8 protein-coding genes are annotated in these 23172 nt (G+C 75.5%); 6 read left to right on the plus strand and 2 right to left on the minus strand.

Going from position 1 to position 23172, the window contains the following annotated elements; genetic code table 11:
* The first annotated feature begins 37 nt into the window (after positions 1–37).
* Positions 38–1339: a sensor histidine kinase gene (locus ACYVHU_RS14795; RefSeq protein WP_432937711.1), complete on the plus strand. Its 1302-nt coding sequence runs from the start codon at positions 38–40 to the stop codon at positions 1337–1339.
* A complete protein-coding gene (locus tag ACYVHU_RS14800) occupies positions 1324–2046 on the plus strand; it encodes a response regulator (RefSeq protein ID WP_432937708.1) in 723 nt (240 codons plus the stop codon). The genes ACYVHU_RS14795 and ACYVHU_RS14800 overlap by 16 nt, the downstream gene beginning before the upstream one ends.
* 44 nt (positions 2047–2090) lie before the next feature.
* On the opposite strand, the gene ACYVHU_RS14805 is transcribed toward ACYVHU_RS14800, so the two are convergent.
* Together ACYVHU_RS14805 and ACYVHU_RS14810 are read right to left on the minus strand one after the other, a co-directional pair.
* Positions 2091–2933, minus strand: coding sequence for an ABC transporter permease (locus ACYVHU_RS14805; protein ID WP_078761976.1), 843 nt, complete (start codon positions 2931–2933; stop codon positions 2091–2093).
* Positions 2930–3901, minus strand: a complete 972-nt coding sequence (locus ACYVHU_RS14810; RefSeq protein ID WP_432937704.1) for an ATP-binding cassette domain-containing protein — start codon at positions 3899–3901, stop codon at positions 2930–2932. Before ACYVHU_RS14810 ends, ACYVHU_RS14805 begins: the two co-directional genes overlap by 4 nt.
* 753 nt (positions 3902–4654) lie before the next feature.
* Here ACYVHU_RS14810 and sbnB point away from each other — a divergent pair.
* From sbnB to ACYVHU_RS14830, 4 genes are all read left to right on the plus strand, one after another.
* The gene (sbnB, locus tag ACYVHU_RS14815) at positions 4655–5737 is read left to right on the plus strand and encodes a 2,3-diaminopropionate biosynthesis protein SbnB (RefSeq protein WP_078761974.1); all 1083 of its coding nucleotides are present in this window, start codon (positions 4655–4657) and stop codon (positions 5735–5737) included.
* Positions 5738–5742: 5 nt separating this feature from the next.
* Positions 5743–6744, plus strand: coding sequence for a 2,3-diaminopropionate biosynthesis protein SbnA (gene sbnA, locus ACYVHU_RS14820; RefSeq protein ID WP_078761973.1), 1002 nt, complete (start codon positions 5743–5745; stop codon positions 6742–6744).
* A gap of 113 nt (positions 6745–6857) precedes the next feature.
* Entirely contained in the window at positions 6858–14627 is a 7770-nt protein-coding gene (locus tag ACYVHU_RS14825; protein WP_498948785.1) for an amino acid adenylation domain-containing protein, read from the plus strand.
* Complete coding sequence (locus ACYVHU_RS14830) at positions 14624–23158, plus strand: non-ribosomal peptide synthetase (protein WP_498948787.1); 8535 nt, start codon at positions 14624–14626, stop codon at positions 23156–23158. The genes ACYVHU_RS14825 and ACYVHU_RS14830 overlap by 4 nt, the downstream gene beginning before the upstream one ends.
* Positions 23159–23172: the final 14 nt, after the last annotated feature.

Below are 23172 nucleotides of genomic sequence, written 5' to 3' on the forward strand. Positions count from 1 at the left end.
CGGCGGTGACAGGACCGTTCGCAGGAGAGGGGAGACGATGACCGGGGAGAACCGCACCGGCGCGCGCACGGCGCGACGGACCGCGCCGGCACCGGGTTCGGGGCTGCGCGCGGCCGGCCGGGGGCTCCTGCTCTTCTCCTCCTTCCTGTTGGGGGTCGTGCTCCTGGTGTTCCTGCTGTGCTCGATCGCGTTGATCCCCGTGGGGATCGGCCTGTTCACCACCCCCTGGGCGATCGCCGCGATCCGCTCCCACACCGGCCTACGGCGCGACCTGGCCGAACGCTGGTCGGGGCTGCGCATACCAGCCCCCTACCAGGCCGAACCGGGTTTCGGCTCCGGCGCGGCCGGCCGGATCCGCCAGGTCGCCTGGACGCTCGGGGACCGGGCCACCTGGCGCGACGCGCTGTGGCTGCTGACCGCGCCGGTGGTCGGCGGTGTGGTGACGCTGCTGCCCGCGGCGCTGCTCCTGGCGCCGGTGTGGGGGGTCGTCTACCAGTTCGTCTGGCCGTCGCTCGCCATGGCCGGGGGAGGGACCTGGTTCCTCTTCGTTCCGGTGGGCAACCAGGTCCACGCCCTCGTCGCGCTGCCCCTGACGCTGTGGACGATCCCCGTCCTGGCCCGATACGGGAGCGCGCTCGTCGACGCCGACGCCCGTTTCGCGGCCCTGCTCCTGGGCCCCGACCAGCGTGCCCGCCTCGGCCACCGGGTGGACCTGCTCCAGCGCACCCGCGAGGACGCGGTGGACACCTCCGCCGCCGAACTGCGGCGCATCGAACGCGACCTGCACGACGGCGCCCAGGCCCGCTTCGTCGCCGTGGGGATGACCCTGGACACCGCCGAGCAGCTCCTCGACCACGACGTCCAGGCGGCCCGCGCCATGCTCAAGGAGGCGCGCGCGGCCTCGGGCAAGGCGCTCTCCGAACTACGCGATCTCGTCCGGGGCATCCATCCGCCGATCCTCGCCGACCGCGGGCTGGGCGACGCCGTGCGCACGATCGCCCTGGAGAGCCCCCTGCGGGTCGAGGTGGACGTCGACCTGCCGGACGCCCGCCCTCCGGCGCCCGTCGAGGCCGCCGTGTACTTCGGGATCTGCGAGGCCCTGGCCAACGCCGCCAAGCACAGTGAGGCGCGCGGCGTCTGGATCGACGTCGGCCACGCCGACGGGGTGCTGCGGGCGGTCGTCACCGACGACGGGCGTGGCGGGGCCGACCCCGGCCGGGGCGGTGGCATCGAGGGCATCACCCGCCGGCTGGCCACGTTCGACGGGATACTCGCCCTGACCAGTCCCGAGGGCGGCCCCACGGTCGTCACGATGGAGGTCCCGTGCGCGTTGTCCTAGCCGAAGACCTCTTCCTCCTGCGCGACGGCCTGGTCCGGATGCTGGAGGCGTTCGGCTTCATGATCGTCGCCGCGGTGGAGGACGGGGCGGAGCTGGAACGCGCGCTGCTCGAACACCGGCCGGACGTGGCCATCGTCGACGTCCGCCTGCCGCCGACCTTCACCGACGAGGGGATCCGGGCGGCGCTTCGGGTACGCGAGCGCGTCCCCCGGCTGCCGATCCTGGTCCTGTCGCAATACGTCGAGCAGATCTACGCCTCGGAACTGCTGGCCGACGGCAGCGGCGCGATCGGCTACCTGCTCAAGGAGCGGGTGACCGACTCCGCCCAGTTCGTCGAGGCGGTGCGGCGGATCGCCGAGGGCGGCACGGTCATGGACCCCGAGGTGATCGCCAAGCTCCTGCGCCGCCATCGGACCGACGACCCGATCGCGGAGCTGACCCCGCGCGAACGCGAGGTGCTGTCCCTCATGGCCGAGGGGCGGTCCAACAGCGCGATCTCCAAACACCTGGTCATCACGGAACGGGCGGTGGCCAAGCACACCGCGAACATCTTCATGAAACTGGACCTGCCGGTCTCCGACGACGACAACCGGCGGGTCCGCGCCGTCCTGGCCTACCTCGACCGCGACCGCGGCGCCGATACCCCCCTGCCCCGCCCCGTGGCCCGAGGGGAACCCGCTCGCCGGACCGGAGGGAGGCGGCCGTGAGCGGACGGGGGCGGCGCCCGAGAACGGCGCCGCCCCCCTCGCCCTCAGCGGGCGGCGGCGCGGTGGTGGGCGCGGGTGCCGATCGGGACGGCCACCACCAGCACCAGCGCGACGGCCGCGAACAGCACGGGCAGGGGGTGCTCCACCGGCAGCGGGGGATCGGCCGCCACCACGCCCCCGGGCCCGCCGAGCAGGTCGCGCACCGCCGTGACCAGCGCGGTGACCGGGTTCCAGGCGGCGACCTGGGCCACTCCGGAGGGCAGCGCCTCCACGGGGATGAAGGACGTGGACAGGAACGAGAACACCACCAGGACCAGTCCCGACACGGAGTTGACGGTGTCGGGCGTGCGCAGCGCCAGGCCCAGCAGGACGCCGACCCACAGCATCGCGTACCCGAAGAGCAGCAGCAGGCCGAGCGCGGCGAGAACGTGCGCGGCGGGGGCGTCGATCCGCCAGCCGATGGCGAACCCCACGAGGGCGACCAGGACCAGGTTGACCGCGGTCACCACCAGGTCGGCCAGGGTGTGGCCGACCAGCACCGAGGAGCGCGAGATCGGCAGGGAGCGGAAGCGGTCGGTGATGCCGTTGTCCAGGTCGGCCACCACCCCCAGCGCGGTCGTCCCGATGCCGTACAGGGCGACCTGGGCGAGTACGCCGGGCATGATGAAGGCGGTGTAGTCGGGCACGGCGCCGACCGTCACGACGCCGTCGAACAGGTAGCCCAGCGCCACCGCGATCACCGCGGGGGTCAGGGTCCCGGTGACGATCTTCTCCGGGGTGCGTCCCAGGTGGGTCAGGTGCCGGCCGGCGAGGACGAACCCGTCGTGGACGGCGTGGGCGAGCCGCAGGAGCGGGCCGTCGTCGGGGATCGGGGCGGTACGGCTCATGCCTGCTCCTTCCGCGGGGCCGGGCCGGTGGACTGCGCGGTCGCGCCGGTCAACTGGAAGAAGACCTCGTCCAGCGACGGACGGCGCAGGGTGACCTCGGTGACGGCCACGCCGGCCTCGGCCAGGTCCGCGGTCACCCGGGAGATCATGGGCAGGTTCCCGGAGAGGGTGGCGGTCACCCTCCGGCCGCCCTGCTCAAGGGCCGGCTCCCCGCCCTGGCGGCGCAGGACGGCGGCGGCGGTCTCGGCGTGGCCGGGGTCGGCGAGGCGGATCTCGACCTGTTCCCGGCCCACGCTGTCCTTCAACTGGTCGGGGGTCCCCTCGGCGATGACCCGGCCGCGGTCGATGACCACGATGTGGTCCGAGAGCTGGTCGGCCTCTTCGAGGTACTGCGTGGTGAGCAGGATGGTGGTGCCCGCGGCCACCTGTTCCCGGATGGTCTGCCACAGCAGGACACGGCTGGTGGGGTCGAGTCCGGTGGTCGGCTCGTCCAGGAAGATCACCCGGGGTTCGCCGATGAGGCAGGTCGCCAGGTCGAGCCGGCGGCGCATGCCGCCCGAGTACGTGCCGACGGGACGGTCGGCCGCCTGGGTGAGCTGGAACCGTTCGAGCAGCTCCGCGGCCCGCCGCGTCGCGCCGCGCCGTCCCAGGCGCAGCAGCCGGCCCAGCAGGACGAGGTTCTGGCGCCCGGTCAGCAGCCCGTCGACGGTGGCGTACTGTCCGGTCAGCCCGATGTGGCGGCGGACGCGCCGGGCGTCGGCCACCACGTCCAGGCCGGCCACGCGGGCGGTGCCGGAATCGGGCTCGACCAAGGTGGCGAGCATGCGTACCGTGGTCGTCTTTCCGGCGCCGTTGGGGCCCAGCAGCCCGAGAACGCTGCCGGCCGGAACCCGCAAGCTGACATCGCGTACGGCGGTGTGCTCGCCGAAACGTTTGACCAGATGTTCCGCCTCGACATCATGCTCCATAGGGCGCCTTTTCTCGATGCTCAACCTCGGACGCTTCGGATTCTATGCACACGTCGAAGTCGGCGTTGCCCGGCAAAGCGGACGTGGATATGCGGACGTTTGAAAGCGCGGTTTATCGCACCGACCGGATCTTCGCCCGTGGGATGGCGCGGTGGAAAGCCGGGCGAGCCTTTTCCCGGGTGGTGCCGGTCCCGCACCGCGTCAGGCGCGTGTGCGAGTTCCGGAGTGATGGTTTCCGTGGGTGGGGAGTGTTGTTCGCGTCGGTGTCGAGGGCGGTGTGCCGACGTTCTCGTGGGGCCGTCCATGCGGGATGTGGGAGTCCGGTCCCGCCTGATCGGACGGTGGGTCTCCTCGCCGATTCCGGTGTGCGGAGGGGCCGGTCAAGGTGCCACTGGGAAGTCTGTGATGGTCTAAGTGGAATGTCGCTTAAGTCGTTGAGCGTGTCCCGCCCCTTCTGGCCGTTTCCGGACAGGAGGGATCGGGGTGCTGCCGGCAATAGGAGCGATGCGTCGATATGCGGACCACCGATGGTGGATGAATTCATATCCGGCTCTGTGTTGCTTTGTTGGCTTATGTCTTGTTTGAAGAAACTTAGTAATTTTTTACCAGATGTGTGACGCGAAGACAAATACGGAAGCGTGGCGGTGATCATTCTCCGCGGGGAGAGGCCGAGAAAGCGCATGTAGTGTCTGCCCTGCGCCGATCCGGCGCGGGGTCACCGCTGTGGTCTCTTAGTGCGCGAGGGGGATTGCCATGCCGGAACCAGAATTGATTCCTTCCTTTTCCGTGATAACCGGATCCCAGGTCGAATCCGTTCTCTCGGCCTCCGTGGAAAAGGTCGTCGGCATTGTCGAAGAGGCGTATCTGCTGCACGACGCGGGAGCGTCGAACAACCCCCCGTCGTACTTCCTCAGGTTCGCCGACCGCCCCTCGGCGCGGATCATCGCCCTTCCGGCCTCCATCGGCGGACGGTTCGGCGTCGACGGCCTGAAGTGGATATCCAGCTTCCCCGAGAACGTCGACAAGGGGATCCCGCGGGCCTCCGCCGTGCTCGTCCTCAACGACCCCGCCACCGGCTACCCCCTGGCCTGCCTGGAGAGCTCCATCATCAGCGCCGCGCGGACGGCGGCCTCCGCCGCGCTGGCCGCCGACCACCTGTCACGGCGCCGCGGACGTCCCCGGCGGGTCGGCTTCGTCGGGACCGGGCTGATCGCCCGCTACGTTCACACCTACCTGGCCGCGACCGGGTGGTCCTTCGACGAGGTGGGACTGTTCGACCTGTCCGCCGAGCACGCGCGGGGCTTCCGCGGCTACCTGCGCGGTGCCGGGGAACAGGCCGACGTCACCGTCCACGCCGACGCCGAGGCCCTCATCCGCTCCAGCGACCTCGTCGTCTTCGCCACCGTCGCCGCGACACCCCACGTCCACCGGCCCGAATGGTTCGACCACGCCCCGATCGTCCTCCACCTGTCCCTCCGCGACCTGGGCGAGGAGGTGATCCTGGCCGCCGACAACATCGTCGACGACCTCGACCACTGCCTGAAGGCGCAGACCTCCCCCCACCTGGTCGAGCAACGGACCGGCAACCGCGACTTCATCACCGGCACGCTCGCCGACATCCTGCTCGGCCGGATCGCCCCGGCCCCCGACCGGCCGTTGGTCTTCTCCCCCTTCGGCCTGGGGATCCTCGACCTGGCGGTGGGCCGTCACGTCTACGACCGGGTCACCGCCGAGGGGGAGGCCGTGGTGGTGCCGGACTTCTTCCACGACCTCGACCGGCACGGGAACGCGGGCAACCGGCCGCCCGCCACGTCCACAGCGCAGCCCCGGAGGTAGCCGCCGTGCCCGTGATCCAGACGCCCGCCGAGTTCAACGTCTCCGACCTCTACGTCGACCTGCGGCGCTGCCTCGGTGTCCCGCTCTACCTCAAGTGCGAGGGCTTCAACTTCGCGGGTTCCGTCAAGCTCAAGGCGGCCTCGGCCATGGTCCGCGACGCGGAGGAGCGCGGTCTCCTGCGACCGGGGGACACGATCGTCGAGTCCTCCTCGGGAAACCTCGGGGTCGCCCTCAGCGTCATCGCGGCCGCCCGGGGGTACCGCTTCGTCTGCGTCACCGACCCCCGGTGCAACCTGGCGACCCGCCGGCTCGTGAAGGCCCTGGGCGGTGAGGTCCGCGTCGTCGACCGCCCTCACGACGAGGGGGGTTTCCTGGCCGCCCGCATCGCCCTGGTCCGGTCGCTGGCCGACTCCGGCGAGCGGATGGTGTGGCTCAACCAGTACGCCAACCCCGGCAACTGGCGGGCGCATCACGCGACGACGGCCGAGGAGATCGCGCGTCAGTTCCCCGGGGTCGACGTCGTGTTCGTGGGGGCGGGCACCACCGGCACCCTCATGGGCTGCGCCCGCTTCTTCCGCTCCTTCCACCGTCCCGTCACCGTGGTCGGTGTGGACAGCGTGGGATCGGTGACCTTCGGCGGCCCGCCGTCCCGGCGCACCATCCCCGGGCTGGGCGCGGGGGTACGGCCGCCCCTGCTGGACGAGCGCTGGATCGACGACGTCGTCATGGTCCCCGAGGCGGAGACGCTGCGGTTCTGCCACCGGCTCGTCCGGGGCGGCTTCCTGTTCGGCGGGTCAACGGGCACGGTCGTGGCGGGCGCGGCGCGCTGGCTGGCCGAACACGATCCGCAGGACCGGATGACGGCCGTGGCCATCTCCCCCGACCTCGGCGAGAGGTACCTGGACACCGTCTACCACGACCACTGGCTGCGCGAGGTCCACCCCGGCGTCCTCGACGACGTGGTGCGCGACGGCATGCCCCGGGAAACCGGGATCCCCGCGGTGTGACCCCGGCGCGCGGGTGCTCGCGCGTCTCCCGGCACCGGCCGCCGGTGCCCGCCCCCGCCCCCGGCCGTGGTCCCACGGCCGTTCCCACGGATGAACGCATCAGGAGCCAGCACATGCACGCCCTCACCGACACGACGCTCCCGGTCGCCGCCGCCCAGGTGGAGATGTTGCGGGCGCAGCAGGCGGACCCGCGCAGTCCCGCCTGGACCATCGCCGACCACATCGACATCCGTGGAGACCTCGACGTCGGACGGCTGCGCGCCGCGGTGGCCGCCGCCCTGCGGGAGTGCGAGACCATGCGGGTCCGGTTCCGCGAGGAGGCCGGCGAGATCGTGCAGGCCGTCGTCGACCTGCCCGCCGACTGGGAGCTGCCGCTCCTCGACCTCGCCGGGGCGGCCGACCCGGCGGGGGAGGCCGACCACTGGACGCGCGCGCGCCTGGACCGGCCCTTCGACCTCACGGACGGCCCCCTCTTCGACTTCGCCCTGCTCCGGCTGGACGCGCGCAACCACCGGCTGTTCATGCGCGCCCACCACGCCGTCATGGACGGTTACGCGCGGACCCTCTTCTACGCGCGCATCACCGCGCTCCACGACGCCCTCGGCGACGCGGACGCCGACCCGGGGCCGGCGCTTCCGCCGCTGCGGCTCCTGGTCGAGGACGAGCTCGCCTACCGCGCCTCCGGCCGCATCGACACCGACCGGGAGTTCTGGACCGCGCGTTTCCCGCACCCCCCGGAGCTCACCGGATTCTCCGGCGAGGGGGGCTCCGCCGAACCGGTCGCCTCGGCCCGGGCCCACCGGCACACCCGCAGGATCGACCCGGACACCGCCGGACGCCTGCGCGAGGTCGCCCGCGCGGCCCGGACCAGCTGGTCGGTCCTGGCGATCGCGGCCGCCGGGGTCTACACCCAGCGCGTGACCGGGCTGCGCGACATCCTGTTGACGTTGCCGGTGACCGGGCGCAGCGGCCGTGACGCCCGCGCGATCCCGGGGATGCGGGCCAACTTCCTCCCCCTGCCGTTGCGGATCCGCCCGTCGATGGCGCGCGACGACCTGGTGCGGCACGTCGCGGCAGAGGTCCGCGCGAGCCTGCGCCACCAGCTCTACCGGGGCGAACGCGTCCGGCGCGACATCGGTGTCCCCGGAGACGACATCCGGCCGTTCGGCCCCACGGTCAACGTCCTGCCGCCCGGCGAGCCGATGCGGTTCGGCGCCGCGCGGGCCGTCGTCCGCAACCTGTCCACCGGGCCGGTGGAGGACGTGCAGTTCCTGTTCGAGGACCTCGACGACGGCGGGGTGGCCCTGCACGTGGACGCCAACCCCCTGCTGTACGAGCGGGCCGAGGCCGGCGCCCACGCCGACCGGCTGGCCCACCTGCTCGGGCAGCTGAGCGGGGCCGGGACGACGCTCGCCCGGCTGTCGGTCCTGCACCCGGCGGAACGCGACCACGTGCTGCGGGGCCCCGAAGGGCCCGTGACGGGAGAGGGCGGGCTGGCACACCTGCCCGACCTGCTCCGCCGGACGGCACGGGAACGCCCGGACGCGACCGCGGTCGTCGACCCGGCCGGACCCGTCGGCTACGGCGCGCTCGCCGGCGCGCTGGCCCGCGTCCGTGACCTGGTGGAGGCCAGGGGCGCCCGGGGCAGGACGGTCGCCCTGCTGATGGGACCGGGCGCGGACTACACCGCCGCCCTGCTGGGCGTCGTGGACGCGGGGGCCTGGTGGCTGCCGCTGGATCCGGACGCGCCGGTGGGGCGCAACGCCGCGGCGCTGGCCGACGCCGCCGCCGCGCTCCTGCTCACCACGGCCGACCACGCCGAAGCGGCGGCGGACCTGGCCGCGGCGGCCGCGGTGCCGGTGGCGCAGGTCGACGCGCGCCGGGGACGCCACGACGGCCCCGCCGCGTGGACCGACCGGCGCCCCCGGCCGGTGGCGGGCCTGCCCGCCTACGTCATGTTCACCTCGGGCTCCACCGGCCGGCCCAAGGGGGTGATCGTGCACCGTCCGGGGATGCACAACCACCTCCTCGCCAAGATCGAGGACCTCGGGCTCACCTCCGCCGACGTGGTCGTCCACAACGCGCCGCTGACCTTCGACGTCAGCGTCTGGCAGATCCTCGCGCCGCTGGCCGTGGGCGGCACGGTCGTCGCCGTGGACCGGGCGACCGCGGCGGACCCGGGTGAGCTGTTCGGCGTCGCCGGTCGGCGGCGCGCCACGGTGGTCGAGGTCGTGCCGTCCTTCCTCCGGGCCGCCCTCGACGCCTGGGACGCGGGGCTGGACCGTCCCGACCCGGGGGCGCTGCGGGTGCTCCTGGTGACGGGGGAACGGCTGCCCCCCGACCTGGTCCGCCGCTGGACGGAGCGGTTCCCCGGCGTCCCGGTGGTCAACGCCTACGGTCCCACCGAGTGCTCCGACGACGTCACCCACGAGGTGATCCCCCGCTGGGACGACGGGCTCGCCGAGGGCGTCCCCATCGGCTCCCCGGTGCGCAACACCCGGCTCTACGTCCTCGACGCCAACCTCAGACCGCTGCCGCCCCAGGTGGAGGGGGAGCTCTACGTCGCCGGGGCCGGGGTCGGCCTCGGCTATGTCGGCGCGCCGGGACGCACCGCGCAGACCTTCGTCGCCGACCCGTTCGGCCCGCCCGGGACGCGCATGTACCGCACCGGCGACCGGGTCCGCCGGCGCGGGGACGGGCGGCTGGACTTCCTGGGCCGGCGCGACGACCAGGTGAAGGTGCGCGGCCAGCGCGTGGAGCTCGGTGAGGTCGAGGCGGCGCTGCGCGCGTTGCCGGGAGTCGGCGACGCCGCCGTCGTCGCGCATGAGGAGGAGCCGGGCAGGTACACGCTCGTCGCCCACGTCACCGGGGCCATCGCCACCGCGGACCTCGACGACGGGCTGGCGCGGCTGCTGCCCGCGCACATGATCCCCTCGACCGTGGTGCGCCACGAGCGGCTGCCCCTCACCCCCAACGGCAAGGTGGACCGCAAGGCGCTGCCCGCGCCCACCGCCGCAGACCGGGCCCCCACGGCGACGCGCGGGCCCCGCGACGCCGTGGAGGCCCGCCTGTGCGCGCTGTTCGGCGAGGTGCTCGGCCTGCCCCCGGTCGGTATCGACGACGGGTTCTTCGAACTGGGCGGCCACTCGCTGTCGGCCGTTCGGCTGTGCGCGCGCATCCAGCAGGCCATGGGCGTACGCATCCGGGTCCGCACCGTCTTCGAGGCGCCCACCGTCGCCCGCCTGGCCCCCCGGCTGGGGGAGGGGGAGCCCGCGCTGCCGGAGCCGCGCCGGCGGCCCCGTCCCGCGCGCGTCCCCCTGTCGGCGGCCCAGCGCCGGCTGTGGGCGCTGCACCGGATGCACGGCCCCGACGCCGCCTACAACCTTCCCTACGCGGTGCGGCTCACGGGCCCGCTGGACATCGCCGCCCTGGCGGCCGCGCTGGAGGACGTCGTGGCGCGCCACGAGATCCTGCGCACCGTCTACCCCGACACCGCGGGCGTGCCCTGGCAACGGGTGCTGGGGCCCCGGGAGGCCGGGGTGCGGCTGGCGGTCCACGAGGTCGCCCCCGGTGAGGTGGACGGCCGGCTCGCCGAGGTGGCGTCGCGCCCCTTCGACCTGGAACGCGAGGCCCCGCTGCGGATGGAGCTGTTCCGCCTGGGAGCCCGGGAACACGTCCTGGTGTGCGTCGCCCACCACATCGCGGCCGACGGCTGGTCGCTCGTCCCGCTCACCCGCGACCTGTCCGACGCCTACACCGCCCGGTTGTCCGGTGCCGCGCCGGACTGGCCCGAGCCTCCCCTCCACTACGCCGACTACGCCCTGTGGCAGGAGGAGGCCCTGGGCGGCGCCCGCGAGCCCGGGCCGTTGGCCGCGGACCGGCTCGCCTACTGGAAACGGACCCTGTCGCCCACGCCGGACCGGATCCGCGGCGACCGGCCGCGGCCGGCGACGGCCACCCGCAGGGGCGCGACGGTGGAGCGCGAGGTCCCCGCCGCCACCCACCGCGGGATCGTCGCGCTGGCCAGGAGCACCGGGACGACCCCCTTCATGGTGGTGCACGCGGCCCTGACCGTGCTGCTGCACCGCGGCGGCGCCGGCACCGACGTCCAGGTGGGCACACCGGTCGCCGGACGCTCCGACGCCGCGCTCGAAGGGCTCGTCGGCTTCTTCGTCAACACCCTCGTCCTGCGCGGCGACGTCCACGGCGACCCCTCCTTCACCGAACTGCTGGACCGGCTGCGCGCGACCGACCTGGACGCCTACGCCCACCAGGACGTCCCCTACGACTGGGTGGTCGACGCCGTCACCGCCGAGCACGGCACCCGGGAGCGCGAGCTCTTCCAGGTCATGCTGGTGGTGCACAACAACGAGACCGGGCGGCTGGAGCTGCCCGGGATCGGCGTGGAACCGGTCCGGGCCCCCACCGGAGCGGCCAAGTTCGACCTCGCCTTCGAGTTCACCGAGCGGCACGGCCGCGACGGGGCCGCCGAAGGCGTCGACCTCGCCGTCGAGTACGACCGCGACGTGTTCGACCGCGCCACGGTCGAGGGGATGGCCGACCGGCTGCTGCGGGTCATCGACGCCGCGGTCGCCGATCCGAGCGCGCGCGTGTCCCGGTTCGAGCTGCTCGACGCCTCCCTCCGCCACACGGTGGTCGAGGAGTGGAACGGGACATGGGGGCGGGAGCCGTCCCTCACCCTGCCCGCGGCGTTCGAACAGCGGGTCGCGGCGTCGCCGCACGCGCCGGCGCTGCGCGACGCGCGGACGGAGCTGGACTACGCGCGGCTCGACCGCCGGGCCAACCGGCTGGCGCGCCACCTGATCGGGTCCGGTGTCGGTCCCGAGGACGTCGTGGCGACCCTGCTGCCCCGCTCGGCCGACGTCGTCGTCGCGCAACTCGCCGTGCTCAAGGCGGGCGCGGCCTACCTGCCCGTGGACCCCGACTACCCGCGCGAGCGCGTCGCCCACATGGTGGAGGACGCGCGCCCGGTCGCCGTCATCACCGACGCCGCCGGGGCCGGGCAGGTCCCCACCGGCGTGCACGTCGTGCGCCTGGACGATCCGGGCACCGCCGCGCTGGTGGACGCGCTGGACGAGCGTCCCGTCACCGACGCCGAGCGCGCCGCGCCGCTGCACCCGGACCACCCCGCCTACGTCATCTACACCTCCGGTTCCACCGGACGGCCCAAGGGGGTCGTGGTCCCGCACCACGGTGTCACCGCCCTGGCCCGGGACCAGATCGAACGCCTCGGCCTCGCCGAGGGGGTCGGCGTCGCCCAGTTCGCCGCGCTGAGCTTCGACGCCGCCGCCTGGGAGACGGTCCTGACGTTGCTGTCGGGGGCGACGCTGGTCGTGCCCTCCCCCGGGGAGCGCGCGGGGGGCGCGGAACTGGCCGCCTTCCTGCGGCGCGAACGTGTCGGCATGCTCTGCCTGCCCCCCACCGTCCTCGCCGCGCTCCCCGACGGGGTGGACCTTCCCGGGGACATGACCCTGGTGGTCGCGGGAGAGTCCTGCGCCGCCGGACTGGTGCGCAGGTGGGCCGGCGGACGGCGGATGATCAACGCCTACGGCCCGACCGAGGCGACGGTGTGCGCCTCCATGAGCGACCCCCTCGACCCGGGGGAGGGGACGCCGCCCATCGGCCGGCCGCTGGCCCGGGCCAGGGTCTACGTCCTGGACCGCTACCTGCGCCCGGTCGCCCCGGGAGAGGTCGGCGAGATCTACATCGGCGGCGACGGGGTCGCCCGAGGATACCTGCGGGCCCCGGCGGGCACCGCGGAACGGTTCGTCGCCGACCCCTTCGGGCCCGCGGGATCCCGGATGTACCGTTCGGGGGACCTCGCCCGCTGGGACGGTCGGGGCCGGCTCCACCACCTCGGCCGTTCGGACGCGCAGGTGAAGCTGCGCGGGTTCCGGATCGAGCCGGGCGAGGTCGAGTCCGCCCTGACCGCCCTGCCCGAGGTGGGGCAGGCGGCCGTCCGGGTCCGCGAGGACCGTCCCGGCGTCCGCCGCCTCGTCGCCTACGCGGTCCCCGCCGACGGCGCCCCCCTTGATACGGCCGCGGTGCGGACGCGCCTGGCCCGGCGGCTTCCCGACCACATGGTCCCCTCGGCGGTCGTGGAGCTGGCCGCCCTGCCTGTCCTGCCCAACGGGAAACTCGACACCGCGGCCCTGCCCGAGCCGCTCGTCGAGTCGGGGCGGGGCCGTGGGGCCGCGACCCCGGCCGAACGCGCCCTCGTCCGCGTCTGCGAGGAGGTCCTCGGGGTGCGGGCGGCCCCACAGGACGACTTCTTCGCGTTGGGCGGTGACAGCATTCTCGCCATCCAGGTGGCCGGGCGGCTGCGCGAGGCGGGGCACGAGCTGAGCGTCCAGGACCTGTTCCGGCACCGCACGTTGGAGGCGGTGGCCGCCGCGTGCGTCCCCGTCACCGCGCGCGAACACGACCCCGAGGGCGTGGGCGCCTTCCCCCTCACCCCCATCGGGCACTGGCTGCGCGGACTGGGCGGTCGCACGAGCGGCTTCAACCAGTCGGTGCTGGTCGACCTGCCGCGAGGAATCGGGGAGGCCGAGCTGACCGCGGCGCTCCAGGCGGTCCTGGACCACCACGACGCGCTGCGGGCCCGCCTGGTGTGCGACGGCGAATGGCGGATGGAGATCGCCGAACCCGGGACGGTCCGCGCCGGCGACCTGCTGCGCCGGACCGAACTGCCCCAGCCGCGCGAGGCCGCGCGGGCGGCCCAGGAGGCCGAGGCGGCGCGGGCCCGCGCGCGGCTGTCCCCCGAGGAGGGCGGGCTCGTGCAGGCGGTCTGGCTGGCCGCCCCCGAACCGCGTCGCGGGCGTCTCCTGCTCGTGGTCCACCACCTGGCGGTCGACGGCGTCTCCTGGCGGATCCTGCTGCCCGACCTCGCGGCGGCCTGGGAGGCGGTCGCCGCCGGGCGCGCGCCCGACCTCGCGCCGGTGCCCACGTCGCTGCGCCGTTGGGCGCTCCACCAGTCCGGCACCGCGGCGCTGGACCGCCACCGGGGAGAGGCGGCCTACTGGGAGGAGGTGGCCGCGGGGATCGAGCCGTTCTTCCCCGCGCCGCCCGGCGCCACGAGGATGGCCGACGCGCATCGCCGGCGCACGCAGACCCCTGCCGACCTGACCTCCGTCCTGCTCGACGGGGCGGCGGCCGGCCGCGGGGGCGGGCTCGGCGACGTCCTGCTGGGCGCGCTCGCCCTGACGATGACCGCGTGGGCGCGCGAACGGGGCGGCCCCGTCCCGCGCCGGGTGGCGGTCGACGTCGAGGGGCACGGGCGCCGCCCCCTCCCCGGATCCGGGCTGGACCCGGGGCGGACGGTCGGCTGGTTCACCACGCTGCACCCGGTGCTGTTGGAGGGCGGCGCCGGCGGGGTGGCGCGGGCGCGCAACGAGGAGATCCTGGCGTCGGTCCCCGAGCACGGCATCGGCTACGGGGTACTGCGCCACCTGCACCCCGACCACGCGCCCGGGCTCGCCGGCGCCCCGGCCCCCCAGATCGCCTTCAACCACCTGGGCCGCCTGCCCGGACGGTCGGGGGAGCCCTGGACCCCTCTTCTCGGGGAACTGCCCGACGACGCCTTCGCCGACCCGGACATGCCGATCCCGCACCCGTTGTCACTCGACGTGCTGGTCGAGGAGCACGCGGACGGGCCGCGCCTGACCGCGCTGTGGCGGTGGGACCCGGCGGTCGTCTCCGACACCGACGCCGACGGGATCGTCCGGACGTGGGAGGGCGTCCTCGCCGAGCTGGCCGAGGCCCCGCGCGATACCGGGGCGATCCCCGAGATCACCCAGGAAGACATCGACTCGTTCGAGGACGAGTTGCTGGACGACTTCGCCGACCAGGAGGTATCCCGGTGACACGCTCGTCGTTGAGCGACGTGCTCCCGCTCACGCCGCTCCAAGAGGGGCTGCTGTTCCTCGCCGGCTACGACACCGGCGACCTCGACGTCTACAACGTGCAGATGCTGCTGCGGGTGCGGGGCGCGGTGGACGCGCGCGCCCTGCGGGCGGCCGGCGACGCCCTGCTGGCCCGCCACGCCAACCTGCGCGCGGCCTTCCGGTTCCGCGGGGACGGACGTCCGGTGCAGTTGCTGCCCACCGCGGTGCGCATGCCGTGGCGTGAGCACGACCTCGGCGACCTGCCCGAGGAGCGGCGCGCCGCCGAGGTGGAGCGGATCGTCGACGCCGACCGCCTCGAACGCTTCGACATGGCCCGCCCGCCCCTGATGCGGCTCTCCCTCATCCGGGAGACCCCCGACTCCGCCCACATCGTGCTCACCTGCCACCACATCCTGCTGGACGGCTGGTCCATGGCCCCCCTGCTGGGCGACCTCGTCGCGCTGTACGCGGGGGCGGACGTGGCCGGACCGCCCCCGCCCTACCGCGAGTACCTGCGCCGGCTGGCCGGCCGGGACCGGCCGGCCGCGCTCGCGGCGTGGCGCGCCGACCTCGCGGGGCCGGCCGAGCCCACCAGGATCGCCCCGCAGCGCGCCACCGGCCCCGCGGCGCTGCCCAGCGACGTCGAGGTGAGCCTGGGGCGGGAGGCCACCCGCGGCCTCGCCGCGTTCGCCCGGCAGCGCGGACTGACCCTCGGCACGATCGTCCAGGGTGCGTGGGCGATCGTGCTCGGCGCCTGGACCGGACGCGACGACGTGGTGTTCGGCACCACGGTCTCGGGGCGGCCCGAGGACCTGCCCGGGGTGGAGACGATGGTCGGCCTGTTCATCAACACGGTCCCGGTCCGCGCGCGCCCGCGGCCCGGCCGCACCCCCGCCGAGCTGCTCGCCGGACTGCACGACCGCGCCGCCGACCTGCTGCCGCACCTGCACGTCGGCCTGGCCGACATCCAACGCGAGGTCGGGTCGGGGGAGCTCTTCGACACCGTCGTGGTGGTCGAGAACTACCCGCTCGACCGGGCGGGGCGGGATCTGCCCGGGGGACTGGAACTGGTGTCGGCCGCGGTCCGCGACGCCACCCACTACCCGCTGTCCCTGATCGTCGTCCCCGGCGACGACCTGCGCCTGCGGGTCTCGCACCTGCCCGACGCCGTCGCCGACGGGCCGGCCCGCGACCTCGCGGAGGCGACCGCCCGGCTGCTCACCGACCTGCCCGCCGTCGCCGACACCCCCATCGCCCGGATCGACCCGCTGCCACGGGGGCGCCGGGCGGTGCTCGCCGCCGACGGGGAGGGGCCGGCCGCGCCCGACCCCGGCCCCGGGCTCGCGGGCCTGCTCGCCGAACAGGCCCGGCTGCGTCCCGCCGCGCCCGCCGTCACCTGCGCGGGGCACACCCTCACCTACCGGGAGCTGCGCGAACGCGCCACCGCCCTGGCCGGCGAGCTCGCCGCGCGCGGTGCCGGTCCCGAGACGACGGTGGGCATCCTGCTGCCCCGCTCCACCGACCTGGTCGTCGCGCTCCTCGCCGTCGTCGCCACCGGCGCCGCCTACCTGCCCCTGGACCCGGCCCACCCGCCGGCGCGGGTCCGCGCCGTCCTGGCGGACGCGCCGCCGGCCGTCGTGGTCACCACCGACGAGCTCGGCCGTGCCCTGCTGCCGCAGGGCACGCCCACGGTGGCGCCGTCCCTCGCGGGGCCGCGGGAGGAGAGGGCGCCGCGCCCCGCCGCGGCCCTGCCCGACAACGCCGCCTACGTGCTGCACACCTCCGGGTCCACCGGGCGGCCCAAGGGGGTCGTCGTGTCCCACGCGGGCCTGCTCAACGTGCTCCTCGACATGCGCGACCGGCTCGGCGTGGTCCCCGGCGACCGCCTGCTGGCCGTCACCACCTTCGGCTTCGACATCGCCAACGTCGAACTGCTCGTCCCGCTGCTGGCCGGCGCCGAGGTGGTCGTCGCCGAACCCGACACGATCGTCGACGCGGCCCTGCTGTGCCGCGCGATCCGCGACAGCGGAGCCACCATCGTGCAGGCGACCCCGAGCCTGTGGCACGCGCTGACCGAGCACGACCCCGGCTGCGTCGCCGGCGTGCGCGTCCTCATGGGCGGCGAGGCGGTGGGGGCGGACCTGGCCGACAGGGTCGTCTCCGCTGGGGCGCGGGCCTTCAACGGGTACGGCCCCACCGAGGCGTCCATCTACGCGACGGTCGCCGAGTTCGGACCGCCCGGCTCGGGCCCGCCGCCCATCGGCCGCCCCGTCTCGGGCACCGGGGTGCGCGTCCTGGACGCCGCGCTGCGGCCGGTCCCCGACGGGGTCGCCGGCGAGCTCTACCTGGCGGGGACCGGGGTGGCGCGCGGGTACGCGGCGCGCCCCGCGCTGACCGCCGAACGTTTCGTGGCCGACCCGTTCGGCCCACCGGGCGGGCGCATGTACCGGACGGGAGACCTGGTGCGCCGCCGCCCCGACGGCCGCCTGGACTACCTGGGGCGCGCCGACCGCCAGGTCAAGATCCGCGGGTTCCGGATCGAACCGGGCGAGGTGGAGGCCGTGCTGAACCGGCACCCCGACGTGTCCCGGGCGGTGGTCACGGCCACCGCCGACCACCTGGTCGCGCACGTCGTGGCGGCCGAGGGGCGGACGGTCGACACCGACGAGCTGACCCGCCACGCCGCCGCTGCGCTGCCGCGCCACATGGTGCCCGCGGCGATCGCCGAGATCGACCGCCTCCCCCTCACCGCGAGCGGCAAGGTCGACCACGCGGCCCTGCCCGATCCGTGGCGGAGGGGCGAGACCCCACGGCCGGCCCCCGCCGCGGCCCACGATCCGCGGGTGGAGCTGTTGCGCGGCCTGTTCGCCGACGTCCTCGGCCGCCCCGGGATCGGCGCCGACGACGACTTCTTCGCCTCCGGCGGCCACTCGCTGCTGGCCACGCGCCTGGCCGCCCGGGTCCGCGCCGCGCTCGACGTCGACCTGCCGGTCCGCGCGGTGTTCGACGCGCCCACGCCCCGGCTGCTCGCCGCGCGCCTGGACGCGCCCGCCGCCCACCGCCCCCGTGTCGTCCCCCGGGGCCACGAGGGGCCGGCGCCCCTGTCGCCCGCGCAGGCGCGGCTGTGGTTCCTCGACCGGCTCCACGGGCCCGGCGCCACCTACAACCTGCCCTCGGCGGCCCTCGTCGAGGGGCCGCTGGACCCGGCGGCGCTGGAGGCGGCACTGCGCGACGTGGTCGAACGCCACCCGCAGCTGCGCACCGCCCACCACGACCACGGCCACGGGCCGCACCAGGTCACCATCCCGATGGAGGAGACGGACATCACCCTGGAGACGGCCGACGTCGCCGAACCGGAACTGGACGAGGCGCTTCACGCGGCCGCCGCCCGGCCCTTCGACCTCGCCCGGGGCCTGCTCCTGCGAGCCCGGCTGTTGCGCCTGGCCCCCGACCGGCACGTCCTGCTCCTCGTCGTCCACCACATCGCGGCGGACGGGCACGCCCTCGCCAGGGTCCACGCGGACCTCGCCGAGGCCTACCGGGCCCGCCGGGCGGGGCGGTCCCCGCGCCCGCCCGAGCCCGGCCCCGGCTACGTCGACCACGTCCTGTGGCAGCGCGACCTGTTGGGCGGGGAGCATCCCACGCCCACGCTGCAACGCCAGCTCGCCTACTGGGCCGAGGAGCTCGCCGGCCTCCCCGCCCACATCGACCTGCCCGCCGACCGCCCCCGGCCGGCGCGCCCGTCCGGCCGGGGCGGGGTGTGCGGGTTCACGGTCCCGGCGCGGCTGCATCGCAGGATCGCCGCGTACGCGCGTTCGCGTTCGTGCACCACGTTCATGGTGCTCAGGGCGGCCCTGGCCGTCCTCCTGCACAAGCACGGCGCCGGAACCGACATCCCCATCGGCGTCCCCGTCGCCGGGCGGACGGACGAGGCCGTCCAGGACGTGGTCGGCATGTTCGTCAACACGCTGGTGCTGCGCACGCGACTGGAGGGCGACCCCGACCTGGCCACCCTCCTGGAGCGCGTCCGGCGCGCCGACCTCGCCGCCCACGCCCACCAGGACTGCCCGTTCGAGAAGGTCGCGGCGCACGTCGACCCCGGCAGGTCCCGCGCGGGCGACCCCCTCTTCCAGGTGATGCTCACCCTCCACCCTGATGTGGGCGGGCCGCCCGAGCTGGCCGGCGCCCGGCTGACGGCCCTTCCGGTGACGACCCGCACCGCCAAATTCGACCTGTCCTTCGAACTGGTCGAGCGGACCGGACCCCGGGGCGAGCCCGACGGGCTGGACGGGGCGGTGGAGTACTCCGCCGACCTCTTCGACCACCCCACGGTCGAGCTGCTCGCCCGGCGGCTGGTCCACCTGCTGGAGACCCTGCTCGACGCGCCCGAGACGCCGCTGTCACGGGTGGGGATCTTGGACCGGGACGAACGGGAACGGGTCCTCGCCCTGGGACGGGGGAGCCGGCCCGACGTCGCGCACCGTCCCCTGGGCGGGATCGTCCGCGACGTCGCCGAACGCGACCCGCAACGCCCGGCGGTGGTCGATCCCGACGGCACCGCCGTGGGGTACGGGGGACTGGTCGCGCGCGCCGACACGCTGCGGGCCCGGCTCCTCGACCTCGGGGTCGCGCGGGGCGACGTCGTCGCCGTGTGCGCCGAGCGGGGATCGGGGTTCGTGGCCGCGGTGCTGGCGATCCTCGACGCCGGGGCCGCCTGGCTCCCGGTGGAGCCCACGACCCCGCCCGCCCGCGCCGCCGCGATGCTCGCCGACTGCGACGCGCGGATCCTGCTCGCCGGGTCGGGACAGCGGGGGTACGCCGACGCGCTGGCCGAACGGGCCGGCGCCGTCGCGATCACCGTCCCGGCGGACGGCGCGACGGCCGAACCCCCCTCCGCGGCCCCGCTCGCGGAACGCCCCGACGACCTGGCCTACGTGATCTTCACGTCGGGCTCCACCGGACGTCCCAAGGGGGCGATGGTCCACCGGGGCGGGATGGCCAACCACCTCCGGGCCAAGCTCGACGACCTCGGACTCGGCGAGGACGACACCGTCGTGCTCAACGCCCCGCTGTCCTTCGACATCGCGGTGTGGCAGACGCTGGCCCCCCTCGCCGCGGGCGGCCGGATCGTCGCGGTGGACGGTCCCACCGCGGCCGACCCCGGCGCCCTGTTCGGCCGCGCCGGCGCGCACGGCGCGACGATCCTCGAAGTGGTGCCGTCCCTGCTGCGCGCGACACTGGACCTGTGGGACGCGGGGGTCGCCCCGCCCGACCTGGGACGGATCCGCCGGCTCGTGGTCACCGGCGAGGCCCTGCCGCCGGACCTGTGCCGACGCTGGTTGGCGCGCTTCCCCGACATCCCCCTGGTCAACGCCTACGGTCCGACCGAGTGCTCCGACGACGTCACCCACGCGGTCCTCGACACGCCGCCGGCGCCGTCCACGGTCCGCGTCCCCATCGGCCGCGCGGTCCGCGGGACCGCCCTCTACGTCCTCGGCGACGACCTCGCCCCGGTTCCGGCGGGGGTGGCCGGCGAGCTGTACGTCGGCGGCCTCGGCGTCGGTCGTGGCTATGTCGGCGACCCGGCCCGCACCGCGGGGGTCTTCCTCGCCGACCCGTTCGGCCCGCCCGGCGCGCGCATGTACCGCACCGGCGACCGGGTGGTCATGGACGCCACCGGGACGCTGACCTTCCTGGAGCGCAGGGACCACCAGGTGAAGATCCGCGGCCACCGGATCGAACCGGGCGAGGTCGAGGCGGCCCTGCACGGGATCGACGGCGTGCACGCGGCGGTGGTCACCGCGCGCTCCCCGGCCGGCGGGATCGCCCACCTGGTCGCCCACGTCGTCACCGACCTGGAGCCCGACCACGTTCGCGACGCCCTCGCGGAGGTGCTGCCCGCCCACATGCTGCCCGCGCGCCTGGTCACCGTCGACGCGCTCCCCCTCACCCCCAACGGCAAGGTCGACCGCGCCGCCCTGCCCGACCCCGACGACACCGACGGTCCGGTCGCGGACCGGGCGCCGCGCGGCCGGGAGGAGCGGGCGCTGTGCGCGGCGTTCGCCGAGGTCCTGGGGGTCCCCGTGCCCGGGGTCGGCACCGACTTCTTCGCCCTGGGCGGTGACAGCATCCGGTCCATCCAGCTCGTCGGCGCGCTGCGCCGGCGCGGGTTCGCGCTGGCCCCCGCCGACGTCTTCGCCCACCGCACGGTCCGCGCGCTCGCCCGCCGGCTGACCGTGGCGCGCGCGGGGACGGCCGGGGACGACGGCGCCGGCACCGTCGCGGTGACGCCGATCATGCACCGGCTGCGCGCGGACGGGGGGCCGATCGAGCAGGTCAACCAGTCCGTCGTCGTCCAGGTTCCGGCCGGCGCGCGGGAGACCGACCTCGCCATGGCCCTGGACGCCCTCGTCCGCCACCACCCCATGCTGCGCGCGCGTCTGGACGTCGCCGAGGACGGGGCGTGGTCGCTGGAGGTGCCCGGCCCGGACGGGGCGCCGCGGCCCGTGCTGGAGCGCGTCGACGCCGCGGGGGCGCGCGCCGCGGACGGCGACGTGTCCGCCATCGGGGCGCACGCGCACCGGATCCGCGCGGGACTGGACCCGCGCGGCGGCGCGATGGTGCGCGCGGTGTGGTTCGACCACGGCCCCGACGAACCGGGCCGGCTCCTCCTCATGGTCCACCACCTGGCCGTGGACGCCGTCTCCTGGCACGTCCTGGTCGAGGACCTGGAGGAGGCGTGGCGGGCCGCGGCGCGCGGGGAGGACGCGCCGCGGCTCCCCGAACCGGGGACCTCCTTCCGCGCCTGGTCACGGGAGCTCCACCGGTTGGCCACGGCCCCCGAGGTCGAGGCGGAACTGCCGATGTGGGTGGGGGAGAGCGGGCCGGCCGGCGTCCTGCCGGCCGCGGAGGGGCCGGATCCGCGGCATGACACCCGCGCCACCTCCGCCTCCCTGACCGTGGAACTTCCCCCCGAGGCGACCCGCGACCTGCTGGAGCGGCTGGCCGTCGCCCCCGCCGTGGGCGTCGAGGACGTCCTGCTCGCCACCCTGGCCGGCGCGGTCGCCGCGCACGGACGGCCCGGCGGCGGCTCCGACGGGGCCGTGGTCGTCGAGGTCGAGGGGCACGGCCGCGACGCCGTCCCCGGCGCGGGGGACGTCTCGCGCACCGTCGGCTGGTTCACCACCCAGCGCCCGGTACGGGTCGCCGCCGCGGCGCCGCAGGACGGCCCGGCCCTGGCCCGGGCCGCCGCGCGCGTCGCCCGGCGCCGGGCCGAGCTCACCGGGACGGGGGTCGGGTTCGGGCTGCTGCGCCACCTCAACCCCCGCACCGCGCCGCTCCTCGCCGACGCGCCCAGGCCCCAGATCGGCTTCAACCACCTGGGCCGTCTCGGCGCGGGGGGCCGGGGCGATTGGACCGTCACCGAGGACAGCGCGGCCTTCGACGCCGACACCGCGTCCGCGACGCCGCTCGAACACGTCCTGGAGGTCTCCTCCAGGGTCGAGGAGCGTCCCGAAGGGCGGCGGCTCGTGGCCGAACTGCGCTGGGCCACCCGCCTGGTCGGCGCCGAGCGGGCGAGGGCGATCGCGGCGGAGTGGATGCGCGCCCTCGACGCGGTCCGCCCCCACCTCGGCGCCGACGCCGCGCCCGCCCGCCCCGCCACGGCGGGACCGGTCGGTGTCGCCGACGGCGCCTACGCCCCGGCCCTGCCCATCAGGAGCGGGGGGACGGCGCCGCCGGTCGTGTGCGTCCACGGCGGTGTGGGGGTCGGCTGGCCCTACGTGCGCCTCGCCGGCCACATCGACGCCGCGCATCCGGTGCTCGCCCTCCAGGCGGAGGGGATCGCCGCCCCGGCGGACCCGCCCGCCGGGATCCCCGAGATGGCGGAGCGCTACCTGGCGCGGGTCCGCCGGATGTACGGGGACGGGCCGATCCACCTCGTCGGCTGGTCGTTCGGGGCGCTGGTCGCCCACGAGATGGCGGTCCAGGCCGAACGCGAGGGCCGGGAGGTCGGCGTGCTCGCGCTGCTCGACGGCTACCCGCCCACCCCGCTGGAACGGGTTCCCGACGACCACGACATCCTCGCCGACCTGCTCGCCTACTCGGGGGCGGCGGTGGACCCCCGCTCCCTCGGCGCCGATCGGCTCACCCCCGCGCGGCTGCTGGAGGTCTTCCGCGCGGCGGGCGGACCGCTGGCCGGGCTGGACGAGGCGACCCTGGACAACCTGGTGCACGTCGTGCGCTGCCACGGCACCATCGCGGGCCGGTTCCGGCCCGGCCGGTTCGGCGGGGCGCTGCTGCACGTCACCGCGGCCCGGGGGCGCGCCCCCGGGGACCCCACGGCCGAGGCGTGGCTGCCCCACGCGGCGGGCGGCGTCGAAGGCGTCGAGGTGGACGCCGAACACGACCGCCTGCTCGACACCGGCCCGGCCGCGCGCGTGGGCCGGGCGATCGACGCCGCGCTGAGGGCGTCGCGGTCCGCGCCCGGCCGCCCGGCCGCGCGCATCTGAATCGAGGAGAGGAG

Source organism: Marinactinospora endophytica (assembly GCF_054780875.1).